Origin of the sequence: Flavobacterium sp. B183, from assembly GCF_023539155.1 — a bacterium.
GTDB lineage: Bacteria > Bacteroidota > Bacteroidia > Flavobacteriales > Flavobacteriaceae > Flavobacterium > Flavobacterium tructae.
In genome coordinates, this window is the sequence record NZ_CP097434.1 from 4,482,831 (window position 1) to 4,498,603 (window position 15,773).

The window sequence follows — 15,773 nt, forward strand, 5'->3', positions numbered from 1 at the left end:
CTTATCTTCTTCTAAAATATTTTACAACTTCAAACCATAATACTGCTATTGAACCAACCAAAATGCAAAGAATTGATTGATAAAATGTTATTAATTCAAAACTAAAAAGGGAACGTAAAAATGGTATTACAAATAGTGACAGAACCAAAAATACGGTTAGTGCAATAATAATCGATACCAGGATATTTTTATATCGAAGCGTTACCCATAGCGAATAATAAAAAGAGCGATTAACAAGTGTCAGCAAAACATTCGAAGTTATTAGAGTCAAAAAAACCATACTTCGTGTTCTGTTTTCCTCCAATTGATTTTGAACTGACCACTGATATACAAACAACAAACCAAAGGTTATGACAATCCCCTGAACAATGCTGATTACAAGTTCTTTTGCATTAAAAAATGTTGATGTCAGCGGTCTTGGCCCCCTCTGCATCGTATCTGCTTCTGCAGGTTCATTTTCATAAATTATAGAACAGGTTGGTCCCATTATAAGTTCGAGCAGAATTACATGCAGCGGGCTGAATATATTGGGATAAATCCATCCTAAGGCAAGGGGCAGGAAAACAATAAATATTATAGGAATATGTATGGATATAATATACTGAATCGCCTTTTTTAGGTTCGTATAAATCTTTCTTCCCATAGCAACAGCATCAACCATTTTAGAAAGATTGTCTTCTACGAGAATAAGTGAAGCCGCATCTTTTGCTATCGAAGTACCTTTTTTACCCATTGCAATACCAATGTGCGCTGCCTTGAGCGAAGGTCCGTCATTAACTCCGTCTCCTGTCATGGCTACAATCTGCCCATTTGCTTTCAACGCATTTACAATTCGTAGTTTGGCTTCTGGAAACATTCGGCTAAATACATTAATGTGCATTACTTTAGTCTGCAGTTCAGTATCGCTTAACTTCATGAGTTGGTCTCCTGTAATAGATTTATCAAATCCCTGAAAACCAATTTCCTGAGCAATGGCATTTGTAGTTCGGGCGTTATCCCCAGTAATAATCTTTACTCCTATTCCGGCAGTGTAAAATGATTTTAAAACTTCAGAAATATTCTGCTTTGGAGGATCATAAAAAGCAACCAATCCTTTAAATGTAAATGGAATTTCCTGCTGCATTTCCGGATAATTATTCCCTTGCAGATTTCCCGTCGCAACACCAAGGACCCTATACCCTTTCTCTGTTAATTTATTCATGGCAGCCGTTACCGTTTCTTTTTCTTCAGCCCCAAGATGGCAAACTTCTAAAATAGCTTCCGGTGCTCCTTTTGCAGCAATAATTCGATGGTCAAATTCATCTTCAAACACATGGGTCATCATAGGGGGTTTGCCCGATAAAGGGTATTCATGAATCATTTTAAAAAGGATTCTTATATCCTTATCGGTATATTTCTTATAGGTATCATGAAGGGCAATTTCCATGGGATCAAAAGCAATTGGCTCGCTTGCCCACATAGCGGTTGTAAGGAGTTCTTCTGTTTCTTTAAATTCTCTAAAAGTATCTGTCGCTACCTCTGGGCCCGAAGGAAGGTAAAGCCTTGCCAGTTCCATCTTATTCTGGGTAATTGTACCTGTTTTATCCGTACAAATTACTGTCGCGCTGCCTAATGTCTCAACAGTTTTCATTTGTTTCACGACAATCCCCATCTTCATAAGCCGGCGGGCTCCCAATGCCATAAATGTGGTAAAGGCAACAGGAATCTCTTCGGGTAAAATACTCATGGCAAGAGTGAGCGCCATCAAAAGACTTTCCAAAACATTCCCTACTCTTGAATAATTGATTCCCCAAACCAAAACAAAAACCAATGCTCCGGCAAAAACCATTTTTTTAATAAAATTCCCAATCTGGAGTTCTAATGGAGTTTTCTCCTCCCCAATAGCATCAAGACTGCTGCCTATTTTTCCTAATCGTGTTTCATTTCCAATGGCAATAATTTTAACGATAGCCAATCCGCTGACAACGGTAGTTCCAGAAAAAACCTTATTATCTTCTTTGTCTTTGTTTTTAAAAACTGTCATAGACTCACCGGTAAGTATGGATTCATTTACCGAAAAATCATTTGAACTCATAATAGAACCATCAGCCGGAACCAAGCTGCCTTCTTCTATAATCACCAGATCGCCAACCACAATATCCTGAGTTTTGATATTTTGCTGCTGTCCTTGACGAATAACTTTACACAAAGGCTGTGTAAATTCTTGTAGTTTTGTCAGCGCATTGCGGCTTCTTTTTTCCTGATAGAGTGAAATGGCTACAATTAATAAAATCGAAACCGAAAGAAAAATCGCATCACTGTATTGCTTATTGATAAAGTAGATGCCCGAGGCAATGAGCAATAAAAGAACCATTGGTTCTGCAAAAATACTTTTTAGAAAAGCTAAAAATCTGTTTTCTTTCTTGTAATTATAAGTATTGATTCCAAATTTTCTTCTCAAATCGATTACTTCTTCAAAACTTAATCCTTTTAATTCTTGTTGGTTTGTGCTCATAGAATATTTACATAAATTAGTTTACAGTACGATCTCTTAAAAGTACTAAATAGTTTTTTAGATTGTTACGCTACACTAACTGATGGAAAGATGTGCAGTCTTACCTTTAAAGCATTTAGAACCAGACAATGATCTTTGCAAAGAGAAAAAAGCTTCAGAGTCTTATTAATCTGATTACTTTCTAAAAAAGCTACTTTGGGTCTAATGACAATATCTGTTATTTCTGAAAATTCATCTGATATCAGCACAGAGGCGCGGGCTGTACAGTTAAAACTTTTAAATTTAATTCCTTTATTTTTTGCTGTTCTGAAAAATGCGTTCATATAGGAACTTTCTATAGAAGCAATAAACAAATGTTCTGCCGACCAAACATCATCATGGAAATTTTTTAAACATGAATGAGATGCTACTTCTATAGCATGGCTAAAAATCACCGAAGTTATTCGTGCGTTTTGATTCTCTTGCCAAGACAAATCTACCTGATATTCTTGTGAAGTCTCCATATAAACTTTTTTTAATAAAACATCTAGAGTCCTTTTCCTGAGTTAAAATATTTCTCTTCTGACATAAACTAAATTAATCCATTAAGATTTGATAAGAAATGATTTTCATCACATCAGATTAATTATATTATAAAACCAGCTGTATTAAAAAAATTGGTCTGTCAAATCAGAGCAATAGTTCTTTTTAATGAAGAGTTTTTAAATTGATTTCTTTCTCAAACACCAATAAAAACAATTAAAATCAATTGCATCGAAAACAAAAAGTATCAAAGATCATTTTTATCAATGATTAAGATCATTTTCAATTTTTAATATTTAATGGAATTTTACCTAACAAATTTAAAGTTCCTGGTAATGCATTTTATCGGATCATAATATTAAGAAAGGCATTATAAGAGTACTACACTAAAGCAAAATCTCATCTTAAGAACTATAATAACTAAAAAATAGAAGCCATGGAAAATCAAAAACTATTTGTAGCAAATTATAAAACACAGCAAGAAGCTGAAGATGCTATCAAAAAACTAAAAAAGAATGGTTACGATATTACAAAACTGTCCGTAATAGGAACAGAATGTTATATAGAACAAAACGTATTAGACTACTTTAATATTTATGACAAAATGGAAAAATGGAGTACCCTTGGACTATTTGCTATTGGATTTTGCGGACTTTTATTTGGAATGCTTTTCATTTTTAACTTTACTGCAAGCCTTCCTTATTTTAAAATTCCCATCATATATGCATGTGTAGCGGTACTTTTAGGAGCTACTCTGCCACTAATTGGCATGGGATTTTCAAAAGACAAAGGTATAAAATACAAAACAGAAGTGAAAGCAAAAAAAATTATGCTCTTTGCCCAGGAAACTAATGCAAAAATCGAAAACATAAGAACCTTATTGCAAATCCATATCCATAAAGAAAATTCACTAGCAGAAAGAAAAAGCCAAATGCTTTTAGAAAACCAAACTTTCGAATTATAATCAACCTAATTAAATAATTAACTATAAATAAAACAACATGAAAACAAATGAAGAATTACAAAGAGATGTTCAGAATGCCATTAAATGGGAACCGCAGCTTCATGCAGCAGAAATTGGCGTAACTGCAAAAGATGGCGTGATAACACTGATGGGAAGTGTAGATGCATACTTTAAAAAAATTGAAGCAGAAAATGCTGCGAAAAATGTTGATGGTGTAAAAGCAGTTGCTGAGGAAATTGAGATAAAATATTCTAATAGTTCTAAATCTGATCAGGATATAGCCAATGATGCATTAAAAGCTTTAATTGATAACTGGAATGTTCCAGAAGAAAAAATTCAGTTGAAAGTGGAAAAAGGATGGGTCACACTCGAAGGTCAGGTTACCTGGAACTATCAAAGAGAAGCTGCTGAGAAATCTATAGGACATATTTTAGGTGTTAAAGGCCTCACGAATCGTATTAAGATTAAAGCTGAAGTACAAAACCAGATTGATAAAAATAATATCAAAAGGGCTTTAGCCAGTAATTGGACATTACATGCTGAGAATATCTTCCTGAAGGTAGAGGGAACAAAAGTTACTTTAACCGGAGCTGTAAATTCCCTTTTTCAGAAAGAATTAGCAGAAAAAATAGTCTGGAAAACTCCAGGCATCTGGTCTGTAGATAACGAGCTTGTTGTGCAGCACAAATATGCTATATCAGAATAGTTAAAAAGGGAATCTGCCTCCCTTTTCCTGATAGAAAAAGTAAAAAAATAGTGGTGTTTTAACAAATTATTTAAATTTTAATTATTATGGAAGCAAGTTGGTTAATATTATCCTTTACAGGTGTTATTGTATTAGTAGTGATGATTTTTGCTTTCAGGCAAAATAACAAAGACAGAAAAATATGCGAGCAAGATCTAAAAAGACCATCAAATCTTTATGATGATCAGTCGGAAGCAAACGACATCCAATAAACTGAACCTTTCGATCATATTTTTAATGTAATTCTAAATAGTGTGAGCAATGAAAACAATACTGTTATACCTGCTGTTCTTAATTACTATAGCCGTACTATTATTGAATCGTTATACGGATCTTTATATTAATAATTCAATAATGCATTTTATATTATTAATATTGGCATCAATTACATTTGTTTTTATTATAGGCCGCATCTTTGGGAAACTTCAAACTACAAAATCAAGAGTACTTACAATATTAATTATTGGAGTTTTTTGTTTTGTACAATCTTTTTTAACCTGGGGCGGTGACTGGAAAACACAAACAATTCTTTATCAAAACAAAGTCAACGGTAACAAAACTATAGAATTCCAGATGTGGGGTGATCGTTTTTCTTTTGGATACAAAAAAAGAGTCATAAACAGGTTAAAATTATTTCCCGGACTCGACTGGACTACTGACGTTGATACTGCTAAAATTGATCATAAACAATGGGAAAAGATAAATAGATATGTAAATGAAATGAAGTTTGCTTCAAAGTAACAGCGGACTCATTTTTTATAATTAATAAACGCGGCAATCAGCTGCATTAAATGCTTAGAAAATATGAAAAAGATACTTGTTACAACTGACTTATCTTACAACTCCAAACCAGCAGTACGCTTTGCTATACAGCTTGCCTGCCAGACAGGATATGGACTTTCATTTCTTCATGTAAATAGTTCATTTATCATTGACCCTTTTTCAGCTGTTACCTTTGTAGACCTTCCTGAACCTGACACTAAAATACAGGAACAAAGCTTAAAAAGATTTATACATACCTTGTACAGACAAACCAATAAGCAACCAGGAAAGATTAATTATATAGTCGAAAATAAGCTGGACGTAAATGAAGCTATTTTAGACTGTGCAAAAAGAATCGAGGCCGATTATATTTGCATGAGTACAAGAGGCGGTGGTTTGGCCAATAAGCTGTTAGGCAGTCATACCAACAAAATTTTACATGATTCTCCTATTCCTGTTCTAGTTGTACCAAGACATTACAGAATTAAGCACTTAAATACTGTTCTATATCCCTCTGATATTGAAGACATAAACATTGAATTGCCGTTAATTAGAAAGTTTCCTGCAGAATTTGATGTTCCGATTGCTATATATCATTATGATTATTTTACTGAAGAGGAAGAAATCAGTAAAAAACTACATAAAATAGAGCATAAATATAAATCAAATACCATAAATTTCCATTTTAAAAAATTAAATCCCGAAGTTTCTTTATTAAGTCATTTGCAAATTGATATTATGACAGCCAAGCCTTCTACTATAACCATGTTTGCCAAAGAAGACAGGGGCTGGTTTGAACAATTGTTTCAGCCTATTAAAACAGCAGAAAAGGGTTTTGATACAAGAACTCCTATGCTTGTTTTTAGAAAATAAAAATTGGCTGGTAAATGGATTACAGTTACCGGCCAATTATTTTTATTATAAAGCTCTTTCTTCAAAAGCCCATAAAAGTTTTTTTGTTTTTACTTTAAACTAATAGGCTATTTTAAAATTTATTTAAGCAGTTAAAGTCAATTAAGGCACTTTAAATTCTTGAAAATCACACAAAGTAGCTTCAAGTTTCAATTTTTCCTGAAGATAATCAAATTTAAGTGAATCTAATTTGTGTACAACTGATAAGTCAAAACTTTCAGTACGGGTTTCATAATCTTTAATATAATTCACTCTCTTTTTTAATTGATCAAGATGATATTGGGCATCATGAAGTCTCTTTTCTTTTTTATTCTTTGATTGTAACTTCATTTCTTGTTCCTGCTGCTTAATAATCAATTCAGCCGACGTAATTATACTCTCTGATTCTTTATTAAACGAAAACCATTTTCTGAGCGTTTGCTGCTCGATATTTGTTGCTGTCATTACTGAATCTGAATCACTATTATCCTCAATTAACGAAGGTCTGTCCTGACAGGAATATAACAATACTGCTATAATACCCAAAATATTAAATTTTGTTTTCATATTATTTGATTATAATCTTGTGTGTTTTTGTGATACGTTTAAAACTGAAATACAGGCTTTCAACAATCAGATGCAAAAGGAATTATTATTTCATCTTAAAATTTGAATGGAACTAAAGTAAAGAATTCAGAAAAAGTACTCTATGATTGCCATCATCTCCGAAAATGATATTAAACAGCTTTTTATAATACTAAAATAAGCGTCACAATGTAATCACAACTTAAAATAATAAATTAAATAGTGATTGTAATCATATTTTCGCCTAATAGGAATTCATAATTTTATTCAATTCAAAACAGTTAATTCAAAAAGAAGCCTAATGAAAAGAATAACATTGATTATTATAGTATTGTCATTTTTGTTGGTTCAATGTTCAAGTTCAAATATCGTCAGTTCATGGCAGTCATCAGGATCAGAAACATTAAATCTGAAATCTGGCCGGATAATAGTTCTTGGATTAATCAGAGAATCAGATAAATCACTTCAAAAGAAAATGGAGAATCACCTGGCTGATGATCTTTGTAATCTTGGCTATGATGCCATTTCATCTCTTGAACTGTATGGTTTAAATACATTTGAAGGCAAAGATGAAAATCAGATTATGGAGCAATTAAAACAAAATGGTGCAGCGGCTGTTTTAACTGTTGTACTGCTTGACAAACAAAAAGAAAAATATCATGCGCCAAAAAGTATGTTTGATTTAGGATATACAAATGATTTCAATATCTACTACGCTGCTATATATAGCAAAATTTATCAAGAAGGATATTATGTAAATGATACCTATTATTTTTGGGAGAGCAGCCTTTTTACGATGCCTGATCAAAAAATAATATATTCAGTACAAACCCAATCGTTTAATCCTTTAAATGCCGCAAGTCTGGCGCATGAATATGGGAAATTAATAATAAATGATATGCTTGAACATAATATAATTAAAGGCAATCATAAAGAAAAAAAACAAAAGCTTTAGCAGCTATCAGTGGTATATATCTCAACTTTTAATAGTTTAAAAAAAATCAAAGATTAATGGTGGAATTTTGGTTTTAGACCGTAATGTTTAATACTATGTTCCATAATAAAAAGCCTGGCTTCTTCATATCGTCTGTTATCATACATAATTTTGAATCGGAATCGTTTATAGTCCCCTGCTGTTTCATCAAATTAATATGTTCAATGAGTGCTTTATGATACTCTTTATTGAACATGATGATCGGGAAGTTTTTAATCTTTCCGGTCTGCACAAGTGTAAGTGCTTCAAAATATTCATCGAGGGTGCCAAAACCTCCCGGCATTACGACAAAGGCAAAAGAATATTTTACTAAAAGTATCTTTCGAATAAAAAAATGTTTTGCAACTACCCATCTGTCCAGATAAGAATTTGGCATCTGATCAACTGGAAGTTTAATATTACATCCTACAGATTTTCCTCCAACTTCTTTTACTCCCCGATTTGCAGCTTCCATAAGGCCTGGCCCTCCCCCTGTCATTATTGTAAAGCCAAGTTTGGCGTATTCTCCTGCCGCTTTTCTGGTAAAATCATAATAAGGATGATCTTCTTTAAAACGTGCTGATCCAAAAAAAGTAATACAAGGTCCAATGCTATACAATTTTCTAAAACATCGAATGAGCTCCCATAAAGTAGTTAATATAAATTTCAGCTCCGTAAACCTTGATTGCGACCCCTCTAAAAATTGAATTTCTAATTTATCGTTCTGAGGTTTATGATCTTTCATAACTTTATAGTATTCAGCTAATCAACATAAATAAGGTTGTTCTATATTTACTTTTAAATGATTCACGACTCTGATTACACCTGGGGTTTTATAGGCAATCTTTTCAGCTTCTTCTTTTTGAAAAATAGAACCCACTGTTCCAGATAGCTGGACCGTTGCGCCAGCAACCTGAATTTCAATCTCGTCCGTGTCAAAAGCCCAATGTCTATTGAGTGCCTTTTCGAGCAATTCTTTTTCTACCTGATCACGCAGTTCTCTTTTAAGTTTAATATTATTGGTTACACCTATTACCCCTATTTGATTTTCCACAAGTTCCCTGGCGATATCTCTCTGAAAATTCCATGGAAGTAGTCCTTCAAGTGTGACCCAGCCTTTTTCTACAATTATGCTAATAGTGCCTTTTGGAACAATATGATTCTCTTTAAAAATGCTCACAAGCTGTTCAGCGATTTGCTGATCAGAAACTGCAGATGATTTTTCCAGTATCACCTCAATTTCATCTACAATAGCCGCAATCCCTTTAATTTTCTTAGCAGCATGCAAAGCTTCTGTTTTTTTTACCAGCGAATCGACATGTCCTGTAAGGGTAACTATTGCATCTTTTACAATCACACCAATTTCTGCTGCATGTAACAGGGGTTCAAACTTAATTGCTTCCTGTACTTCTTTTTGCAAAATTTCATTACTTTTCATATCTTCTATTTTAGTTTCTAGTTGTCTACGACAAGTTCATTATCTACATACCAAACTCCAGGAGTATTCCATACAATTCTTTCTGCTTCTTCTTTTTGAAAAAGAGAATCAACGATACCGCTGAGGTAGATTGTTTTACCCTCAACTCTAACCTTAATATTATTAACATCAAGAATCCAACTCCGACTTAGGGCTTTCTCAACAATTTCTTTTCCCAATTCATTTTTTATTTCTGCTTCTATCTTTATTTGATCAATTACTCCCCTTACTCCTGGCAGGTAACGGATAGCATTATCTGCCGCTTTTCTTTGAAAATTCCAATGCAGGATTCCCTCGAGCGTTAACCATCCATTCTCTACGGTAACTTGTATTCGATGATCAGGAACGGCCCAGTTTTCACGCAACGCCTTAATAACAGATAAGGCTATATCAGTATCACTTTTAATAGCCGAAAAAAACAAATCAACTTTCATATCATCTACGATAGCTTTTACTCCGGCAATATTTTTTACGGCCTGTTCAGCCTCTCTTTTTTGAGTATAATTATCTACCGTTCCTCCCAGAGTAACAATACCATCCTGAACACTAACATCAATTTCGTTAGAGCTCAAAAGAGGTTCCCATTTGATAGCCTCTACTACTTCTTCACGTAAAAAATCATTACTTTTTTTCATGGTGAAAAATTTTTAAATTTTACTTTGACTAATTATCTCAAGGCATTCTTAGCCATTGATTATGAAACAAAGTTGGAATAATAAAACAGCTACACAAATGATCTTTATCAATTCAAAAAGTGATATACAACATATATTCGCAATTAATAAGGGACTATGGAGATAAGGAGGCAAAGGTTATCCAAAATACAGTAAGTACTATTTTCAGTGGTGAGGTGGTTGGTGAAACAGCAAAAAGCCTTTCGGAACGCTTCGGGAAAGTGTTGCAAAAACGCCAGAGTATATAGATTGGACTTGCAACAAAAAGTCGGACAAATTTTCTAAGACCTATGCTACACTTTCTATTTTATAAAATTCTTGTTCCATTTCTTTAGGTGTTTTATATCCCAAAGAAGAATGCAGACGTTTTCTATTATACCATACTTCTATATATTCAAAGACTGCTAATTTAGCTTCTTCAATGGTTGTGAATTTATGCTGATAGATAAGTTCTGCTTTAAGGGTCTTGAAAAAACTTTCAGCTACAGCATTATCCCAACAATTAGCTTTTCTACTCATACTTTGAGTGATTAAAGTATTTTTATTAATCAATTTTCTGAATTCTATCGAAGCATATTGTATTCCTCTATCTGAATGAAAAAGTAAAGATTCTGTTATTTCTCTTTTTGATACTGCCATTTTCCAAGCTGGAATAATCGTTTGATCGGTATACATTCGTATGCTTAATGACCATCCTATAACCTGCCTGTCATATAAATCAATAATAGTAGTAAGATATAACCAGCCGGCAGCTGTTCTTATATAGGTTATATCAGACACCCAAACCTCATTAAGTGATTTTGGTGTAAAATTTCTATTGAGATGATTACTGCACACTGGATATCGATGATTAGAATCTGTGGTTACTTTAAAGCGTCTTTTAAGTTTACTTCTCCAGCCATTAAGAAGCATCAATTTAGCAACTTACCTTTTGGATATTTTATATCCTTTTCTTTTTAGCTGTTCCGCTATTCTGGGACTTCCGTAAGTTTGACTGCTTAGATCAAAAACTTCTTTTATTAAATCTGTAAATAGACTATTTTCTATAAATCTATTAGAAGGACCGCCACTGAACCATCTATAATAACTACTTCGGCTTACTTTTAAAACGTTGCACATCTTTTCAATAGGATATAAATGTTTATAGCTGACTATAAATTGGTAGATTTTCCATCGCTCTTGGAAAAGATGTGAACGGCCTTTTTTAATATCTCAAGCTCTAATTCTTTTTCTTTAAGGGCTTTTCGTAATTGTTTTACTTCTAAAGAATCTATCTCTGTCTTTTTAGAAATAATTGGTTGTAGATTAGTAAATGTTTTTTGAGAAGACCTCCATTTATAAATACGCTCTACCTGGACGCCTAGTTCATCTGCTAATTCTTTGATGTTTTCTCGCTCGTAACTTAATCGTACTGCTGATGATTTAAACTCAGCACTGTAAACTCGTTTTTTCATAATTCTAAGATATTTATTTTTATTTAAACAGTCTTAAAATTTATGTCCCAGTAAATGTAGCAACTCCAGAATAATATCAGTTAGAAAATAAACAAATTATTTAAACCTTTTACTTAATCTTTTTATTTATTCATTACAATGGCATTAAAACTCATGGTTTGATATATTTTTTACTTGAAATTGCAATTGTATATATACTTGTTTCTGCAGAACTTAACGTAGCAGCGAATATTCAAAAGAATAATTAGAATAGTCAAATTATGCCAGGCATTATAAGCTGCCTTTAAAATTAGCATTACATTAACGTTTAATTTTTTCAAAGAACTCATTGGGGAAGTGACTTTGCATTTCTACATTATAATTCAAGTAAATCTTTGTTTTATTAACAGCTAAAAATTGATTTATTCCTATTTATGAAAATAGAAAAAGCAACGGTGCAAGAGAAGAACATCAACATAACATAATCCCCGAAAATTGGTATTTTGAAAGTAATATCCTTTATTTCTGCTTTTGGGCCAGTTACGTAAAAAATAAATTACCTTTATCCGGCATTACCACTTTATAAGAAATTAAAATTTATTTAAGCTTTAAATCCAATCCTATGAGCCAAGAAGAATTACTGGTACTAATCCGCAAAAAAGATGAAAGAGCTTTCACCCATCTCTACGATATGTACTCAAAAAGCTTATTTTCGGTCATAAATGTTCTAGTAAAAAACCGGGAAGAAGCCGAGGATGTCCTGCAGGAAGTCTTTGTAAAAATCTGGAAAAACATCGATAGTTACAGTGAAAGCAAGGGCAGGTTCTACACATGGATCCTTAATATTGCAAGGAACACATCGATTGACAAGCTGCGGTCCAAAAATTTCAACAACAACCAAAAAAACCTTTCTTCGGATAATTTCGTAAATCTATTAGATGATAGCAACAAGCTCACAAACAGAATTGATTCTATAGGAATTCAGGAATTCGTAAAAAAACTGAAACCAAAATGTATCGAGATTATTGATCTGCTATTCTTTAAGGGATATACCCAGCAAGAAGCAGCGGAAGAGCTTGCCATGCCGCTGGGCACTATCAAAACACAAAACAGAAACTGTATCAACGATTTAAGAAATTATTTAAAGATATAATGGAAGATAAGGAATATATTGAATCAGGCATTTTAGAACTTTACGTTTACGGCCTGCTGACAGAAAAAGAGAACCTGGAAATTGCCGAACTTGCTAGAAAAAACCCTGAGGTTGAAAGTGAAATCATTGCTATAGAAAAAGCTGTTTCAGCCTTATCATCAAGCTTCTCACCTTTCCATTCGGTTGCCAATTTCGAGAAAACAAAAGCGCTTTTAGAGCTTAACGATGGTAAAGTTATCAATATAAAATCAGCATCAAACCGTTCGCAGTACTTGAGCTGGTCGGCTGCCGTATTACTGCTCTTAGGTTTTGGATATCAGACTTTAGAACTGGCAAAATCTAAACAGGCAGTCTCTGAGGCTGGAGGCGAAAAAAATAAAATTGAAAGAGAATATGCTTTTTTAGACCAGCAGAATAAACAGACTGAGAAAAATCTGAGCATTGTGAGAGACATTAAAAACACAAGCGTTATTCTGGGCGGACAATCAGTATCTCCGGCATCATTTGCAAAAGTGTATTGGAACAAAGAAACAAAAACGACTTATATCGACGCGGCAGGTCTCCCAAACCCTCCAAAAGGAATGGTTTACCAGGTTTGGTCTTTAAAACTAAGTCCGGTGCTTACACCGACAAGTATTGGTCTGCTGGATAATTTTGAAGAAAACTCTCAAAAAATCTTCGCTGTAAGCCAAACCGATTCAGCTGAAGCTTTTGGCATCACGTTGGAACCTGCAGGAGGAAGCCTTACTCCTACAATGGAGCAGCTTTATACTTTAGGAAAAGTCTAATTCCATAAAAAGTCCTAACTAAAAAGCGCATATTGATACTATTCAATATGCGCTTTTTGGGATTCAATACTGCACTCTGGCGGAATTTTACCCAAACCCCTTAGCCATTGTAAAAAAATCTAAAATCATCGTCAAATTTTGATTTGAATAGTTTCTAATAGTTTAATTTTTTGCAGCCTACGTAGAATTTTAAAGCCTGCTTTCAATAATTAGATATTTTCGACTGATACTTTATTTGATTAAAAAGTTTAAGTTTAACATTTTTAGCGTTTAACGCCGACGATGTTTATAAACCATTTTTGACCAGCAATTTCAAATAGTAATCTTTCAACTTGAAAAATTAGATAAAGTACGTTAAAAGTTAACAGAATTCGAACGCCAAAAATGGAATAGACCCCATACTCCCTTTTTTAAAATTTCTAGTAATTGAAATAATGAAACCCCATTAAATCGTTAACTATTTATCATTTATTGAATTTTCCACTCTCACTCTCTGATTATCAATTATTGCTCAGCTGAGGCAGAAAATTAGTTTACTTCTCAAGCGTTTGGTACGCCGGCCTGCCTTTTTTATAACATGGATCAATGACGTGAGGCAATTTATAGTAAAAAAGCTAATTATAAAATTAATTAATAATCATGTAATTATCACCAAATTAATTAGTCTAACTTTACCAAATGAGGAATTGATTACTCCCATGCAGAATTAAGTAAACATTTTTTGGAAGATTATGTTTATGGACAAGCCCGTCGCAGCGTGCAGCGCAGCTGGCGGGTTCTATTTTTGTAACTTGCTTCAGAACTTTGCTGTAAGTTTGAAACTGAAGTTGATTAAGCATTTATGACAGATTGATTTTGTATTTTTCTTCTATTGGTGAAGAAGCCTTATTCGGTGCAAGCTGTCCTATCTGAAATACTTTTTCAATGAATTCAATGCTTTGATCCACTGAAGTGTTTTCATTTTTTAAATGGCTGGCAAAATGGTTTGTTAATTTTTGAATAATTCTTGAACTGATTAAATCCATCTGTGCATCATCAAAATGGGTTGTTTTCTTTTTTTGAAAAGCAAATTCTGCTGATACAATATCATTTAGCTTGGATTTTAAGGCATGGATAGTCGGAGCACATTTTCGGCCGTTCACCCAGGTATTCAGTTCTAATTTTAGATCATCAATAATGGCTTCCGCAGCAGGAATATGCTGTTTTCTCTTTTCCAGCGTGTCATCAGTAATTTGAGATAAATCATCCAGATGTATTAAAGTTACACCGGAGATTTCTTCTACATTGGTATCTACATTGCGCGGGATGGATAAATCCAGAATCAATAAGGGTTTCTGTAAAGCAAGCGATGTTTTGTCAATAGTGGGATTTTGTGCTCCTGTAGCTACAACCAGCACATCAGCCTGCTGCAGTTCCTGTTTTAAATCAGCATAATCTTTTACAATAACATTCAGCTTGCCGGCCAATAATTCGGCTTTGTTTTTTGTTCTGTTTATAAGGGCAATATGGCTGTTTTTAGTATGTTTTACTAAGTTTTCGCACGTATTTCTTCCTATTTTCCCCGTTCCGAATAACAAAATATTTTTGTTTCCAATATCGGCCACATTTCGGATAATATACTGCACTGATGCAAAAGAAACTGAAGTTGCACCAGAAGAAATTTTCGTCTCAGTTTTAACTTTTTTGCTCGCTTGAATAACAGTATTTACCAACCGGTCCAGAAATGTATTGACCAAACCTTCCCGTTTACTATTGCTAAAGGCGGTTTTAATCTGGCTGATGATTTCAAAATCACCCAGAATCTGACTGTCTAAACCTGTTCCTACCCGGAACATGTGGCTGACAGCTTCTTCATTCTTATATATATAAGCAGCCTGCTGAAATTCTTCTACAGAGCCATTGCTGTTCTCGCAAAGCAATTTGATGAGTTCATAAGGATGATGGGCAAAACCATAAATTTCAGTTCTATTACAAGTAGAAGTAACAATCAAAGATTCTATACCATCTGCTTTAGCTTGTAATAATAAATAAGATTGTGCTTTAGCATCTAGACTAAATTTTCCTCTGATAACTGCATCTGCTTTCTTGTAGCTTAACCCCAATGCATAAAAAGTGGAGGATCTGGACATATTAAAATTTTCCATATTTATGTTTTCCTTAAAAGGTTCAAAAATTATTGCCTGCAGAATTTATATAACAGCGCCGGAAGTGCTTTTTACATCACTATGGAATAAATGGATTTAAACTGCGGTTTTATATAATTTCCAAGTATTATAAAGCTGACAGGTTTTGAAAAATATTTATATACTTCA

The 15,773-nt window shown here is 33.5% G+C and carries 18 protein-coding genes and 1 pseudogene; 9 read left to right on the top strand and 10 right to left on the bottom strand.

All coding sequences use genetic code 11. The annotated features are described in order from the left end of the window. Window position 1: 1 nt before the first annotated feature. Together M4I44_RS18595 and M4I44_RS18600 are read right to left on the bottom strand one after the other, a co-directional pair. Window positions 2-2,494: a cation-translocating P-type ATPase gene (locus M4I44_RS18595; RefSeq protein WP_249965706.1), complete on the bottom strand. Its 2,493-nt coding sequence runs from the start codon at window positions 2,492-2,494 to the stop codon at window positions 2-4. 65 nt (window positions 2,495-2,559) lie between these two features. Further along, window positions 2,560-2,997, bottom strand: a complete 438-nt coding sequence (locus M4I44_RS18600) for an OsmC family protein (RefSeq protein ID WP_249965707.1) — start codon at window positions 2,995-2,997, stop codon at window positions 2,560-2,562. 455 nt (window positions 2,998-3,452) lie between these two features. Here M4I44_RS18600 and M4I44_RS18605 point away from each other — a divergent pair, with 455 nt between their 5' ends. The 5 genes from M4I44_RS18605 to M4I44_RS18625 all read left to right on the top strand — a co-directional run bounded on the left by M4I44_RS18605 (window position 3,453) and on the right by M4I44_RS18625 (window position 6,360). Continuing rightward, complete coding sequence (locus M4I44_RS18605; RefSeq protein WP_249965708.1) at window positions 3,453-3,980, top strand: hypothetical protein; 528 nt, start codon at window positions 3,453-3,455, stop codon at window positions 3,978-3,980. Window positions 3,981-4,017: 37 nt separating this feature from the next. Continuing rightward, window positions 4,018-4,686, top strand: a complete 669-nt coding sequence (locus tag M4I44_RS18610) for a BON domain-containing protein (RefSeq protein ID WP_249965709.1) — start codon at window positions 4,018-4,020, stop codon at window positions 4,684-4,686. 86 nt (window positions 4,687-4,772) lie between these two features. Continuing rightward, window positions 4,773-4,937 carry a hypothetical protein gene (locus M4I44_RS18615; protein WP_249965710.1) on the top strand — a complete coding sequence of 55 codons (165 nt, stop codon included), beginning with the start codon at window positions 4,773-4,775 and terminating at the stop codon, window positions 4,935-4,937. Between the two features lie 49 nt (window positions 4,938-4,986). Next, entirely contained in the window at window positions 4,987-5,466 is a 480-nt protein-coding gene (locus tag M4I44_RS18620) for a hypothetical protein (RefSeq protein ID WP_249965711.1), read from the top strand. 63 nt (window positions 5,467-5,529) lie between these two features. Beyond that, window positions 5,530-6,360 (top strand): universal stress protein, encoded by an 831-nt coding sequence (locus M4I44_RS18625; RefSeq protein ID WP_249965712.1) that lies wholly within the window; start codon window positions 5,530-5,532, stop codon window positions 6,358-6,360. Between the two features lie 141 nt (window positions 6,361-6,501). Here M4I44_RS18625 and M4I44_RS18630 read toward each other — a convergent pair whose 3' ends face one another. After that, entirely contained in the window at window positions 6,502-6,945 is a 444-nt protein-coding gene (locus tag M4I44_RS18630) for a hypothetical protein (RefSeq protein WP_249965713.1), read from the bottom strand. A 319-nt stretch (window positions 6,946-7,264) separates the two neighbouring features. Between M4I44_RS18630 and M4I44_RS18635 the strand changes: the two genes are divergently transcribed. After that, window positions 7,265-7,918 carry a hypothetical protein gene (locus M4I44_RS18635; RefSeq protein ID WP_249965714.1) on the top strand — a complete coding sequence of 218 codons (654 nt, stop codon included), beginning with the start codon at window positions 7,265-7,267 and terminating at the stop codon, window positions 7,916-7,918. Between the two features lie 73 nt (window positions 7,919-7,991). Here the strand turns inward: M4I44_RS18635 and M4I44_RS18640 are convergent, their stop codons facing one another. The 3 genes from M4I44_RS18640 to M4I44_RS18650 are packed head-to-tail and all read right to left on the bottom strand — an operon-like array spanning window position 7,992 to window position 10,048. Continuing rightward, entirely contained in the window at window positions 7,992-8,681 is a 690-nt protein-coding gene (locus tag M4I44_RS18640) for a TIGR00730 family Rossman fold protein (RefSeq protein WP_249965715.1), read from the bottom strand. Between the two features lie 21 nt (window positions 8,682-8,702). Further along, window positions 8,703-9,374 (bottom strand): BON domain-containing protein, encoded by a 672-nt coding sequence (locus tag M4I44_RS18645; protein WP_249965716.1) that lies wholly within the window; start codon window positions 9,372-9,374, stop codon window positions 8,703-8,705. Window positions 9,375-9,391: 17 nt separating this feature from the next. Continuing rightward, entirely contained in the window at window positions 9,392-10,048 is a 657-nt protein-coding gene (locus M4I44_RS18650) for a BON domain-containing protein (protein WP_249965717.1), read from the bottom strand. Between the two features lie 134 nt (window positions 10,049-10,182). Here M4I44_RS18650 and M4I44_RS18655 point away from each other — a divergent pair. Further along, window positions 10,183-10,332: pseudogene (locus M4I44_RS18655) on the top strand (conjugal transfer protein TraG); the annotation flags it as partial. A gap of 43 nt (window positions 10,333-10,375) precedes the next feature. On the opposite strand, the gene M4I44_RS18660 reads toward M4I44_RS18655, so the two are convergent. Genes M4I44_RS18660 through M4I44_RS18665 form a run of 3 tightly spaced genes read right to left on the bottom strand, consistent with a single transcriptional unit; the run spans window position 10,376 to window position 11,541 of the window. After that, window positions 10,376-10,999, bottom strand: a complete 624-nt coding sequence (locus M4I44_RS18660) for an IS3 family transposase (protein WP_249967429.1) — start codon at window positions 10,997-10,999, stop codon at window positions 10,376-10,378. A 12-nt stretch (window positions 11,000-11,011) separates the two neighbouring features. Next, window positions 11,012-11,206: an IS3 family transposase gene (locus M4I44_RS22645; RefSeq protein WP_371922987.1), complete on the bottom strand. Its 195-nt coding sequence runs from the start codon at window positions 11,204-11,206 to the stop codon at window positions 11,012-11,014. A gap of 32 nt (window positions 11,207-11,238) precedes the next feature. After that, entirely contained in the window at window positions 11,239-11,541 is a 303-nt protein-coding gene (locus tag M4I44_RS18665; protein ID WP_099707978.1) for a transposase, read from the bottom strand. Window positions 11,542-12,142: 601 nt separating this feature from the next. Between M4I44_RS18665 and M4I44_RS18670 the strand changes: the two genes are divergently transcribed. Then, window positions 12,143-12,673, top strand: a complete 531-nt coding sequence (locus M4I44_RS18670) for an RNA polymerase sigma factor (protein WP_249965718.1) — start codon at window positions 12,143-12,145, stop codon at window positions 12,671-12,673. Continuing rightward, window positions 12,673-13,461: an anti-sigma factor domain-containing protein gene (locus M4I44_RS18675; RefSeq protein WP_166924804.1), complete on the top strand. Its 789-nt coding sequence runs from the start codon at window positions 12,673-12,675 to the stop codon at window positions 13,459-13,461. The genes M4I44_RS18670 and M4I44_RS18675 overlap by 1 nt, the downstream gene beginning before the upstream one ends. An 839-nt stretch (window positions 13,462-14,300) precedes the next feature. Here M4I44_RS18675 and hemA read toward each other — a convergent pair. Further along, window positions 14,301-15,605 (bottom strand): glutamyl-tRNA reductase, encoded by a 1,305-nt coding sequence (gene hemA / locus M4I44_RS18680; protein ID WP_166924806.1) that lies wholly within the window; start codon window positions 15,603-15,605, stop codon window positions 14,301-14,303. Window positions 15,606-15,773 lie beyond the last annotated feature (168 nt).

Excerpts from the sequence above, each read along its gene's own strand:
- M4I44_RS18595 (WP_249965706.1), bottom strand. The coding sequence starts at position 2,494 with ATGAGCACAAACCAACAAGAATTAAAAGGATTAAGTTTTGAAGAAGTA.
- M4I44_RS18600 (WP_249965707.1), bottom strand. The coding sequence starts at position 2,997 with ATGGAGACTTCACAAGAATATCAGGTAGATTTGTCTTGGCAAGAGAAT.
- M4I44_RS18605 (WP_249965708.1), top strand. The coding sequence starts at position 3,453 with ATGGAAAATCAAAAACTATTTGTAGCAAATTATAAAACACAGCAAGAA.
- M4I44_RS18610 (WP_249965709.1), top strand. The coding sequence starts at position 4,018 with ATGAAAACAAATGAAGAATTACAAAGAGATGTTCAGAATGCCATTAAA.
- M4I44_RS18615 (WP_249965710.1), top strand. The coding sequence starts at position 4,773 with ATGGAAGCAAGTTGGTTAATATTATCCTTTACAGGTGTTATTGTATTA.
- M4I44_RS18620 (WP_249965711.1), top strand. The coding sequence starts at position 4,987 with ATGAAAACAATACTGTTATACCTGCTGTTCTTAATTACTATAGCCGTA.
- M4I44_RS18625 (WP_249965712.1), top strand. The coding sequence starts at position 5,530 with ATGAAAAAGATACTTGTTACAACTGACTTATCTTACAACTCCAAACCA.
- M4I44_RS18630 (WP_249965713.1), bottom strand. The coding sequence starts at position 6,945 with ATGAAAACAAAATTTAATATTTTGGGTATTATAGCAGTATTGTTATAT.
- M4I44_RS18635 (WP_249965714.1), top strand. The coding sequence starts at position 7,265 with ATGAAAAGAATAACATTGATTATTATAGTATTGTCATTTTTGTTGGTT.
- M4I44_RS18640 (WP_249965715.1), bottom strand. The coding sequence starts at position 8,681 with ATGAAAGATCATAAACCTCAGAACGATAAATTAGAAATTCAATTTTTA.
- M4I44_RS18645 (WP_249965716.1), bottom strand. The coding sequence starts at position 9,374 with ATGAAAAGTAATGAAATTTTGCAAAAAGAAGTACAGGAAGCAATTAAG.
- M4I44_RS18650 (WP_249965717.1), bottom strand. The coding sequence starts at position 10,048 with ATGAAAAAAAGTAATGATTTTTTACGTGAAGAAGTAGTAGAGGCTATC.
- M4I44_RS18660 (WP_249967429.1), bottom strand. The coding sequence starts at position 10,999 with ATGCTTCTTAATGGCTGGAGAAGTAAACTTAAAAGACGCTTTAAAGTA.
- M4I44_RS22645 (WP_371922987.1), bottom strand. The coding sequence starts at position 11,206 with ATGTGCAACGTTTTAAAAGTAAGCCGAAGTAGTTATTATAGATGGTTC.
- M4I44_RS18665 (WP_099707978.1), bottom strand. The coding sequence starts at position 11,541 with ATGAAAAAACGAGTTTACAGTGCTGAGTTTAAATCATCAGCAGTACGA.
- M4I44_RS18670 (WP_249965718.1), top strand. The coding sequence starts at position 12,143 with ATGAGCCAAGAAGAATTACTGGTACTAATCCGCAAAAAAGATGAAAGA.
- M4I44_RS18675 (WP_166924804.1), top strand. The coding sequence starts at position 12,673 with ATGGAAGATAAGGAATATATTGAATCAGGCATTTTAGAACTTTACGTT.
- hemA (WP_166924806.1), bottom strand. The coding sequence starts at position 15,605 with ATGGAAAATTTTAATATGTCCAGATCCTCCACTTTTTATGCATTGGGG.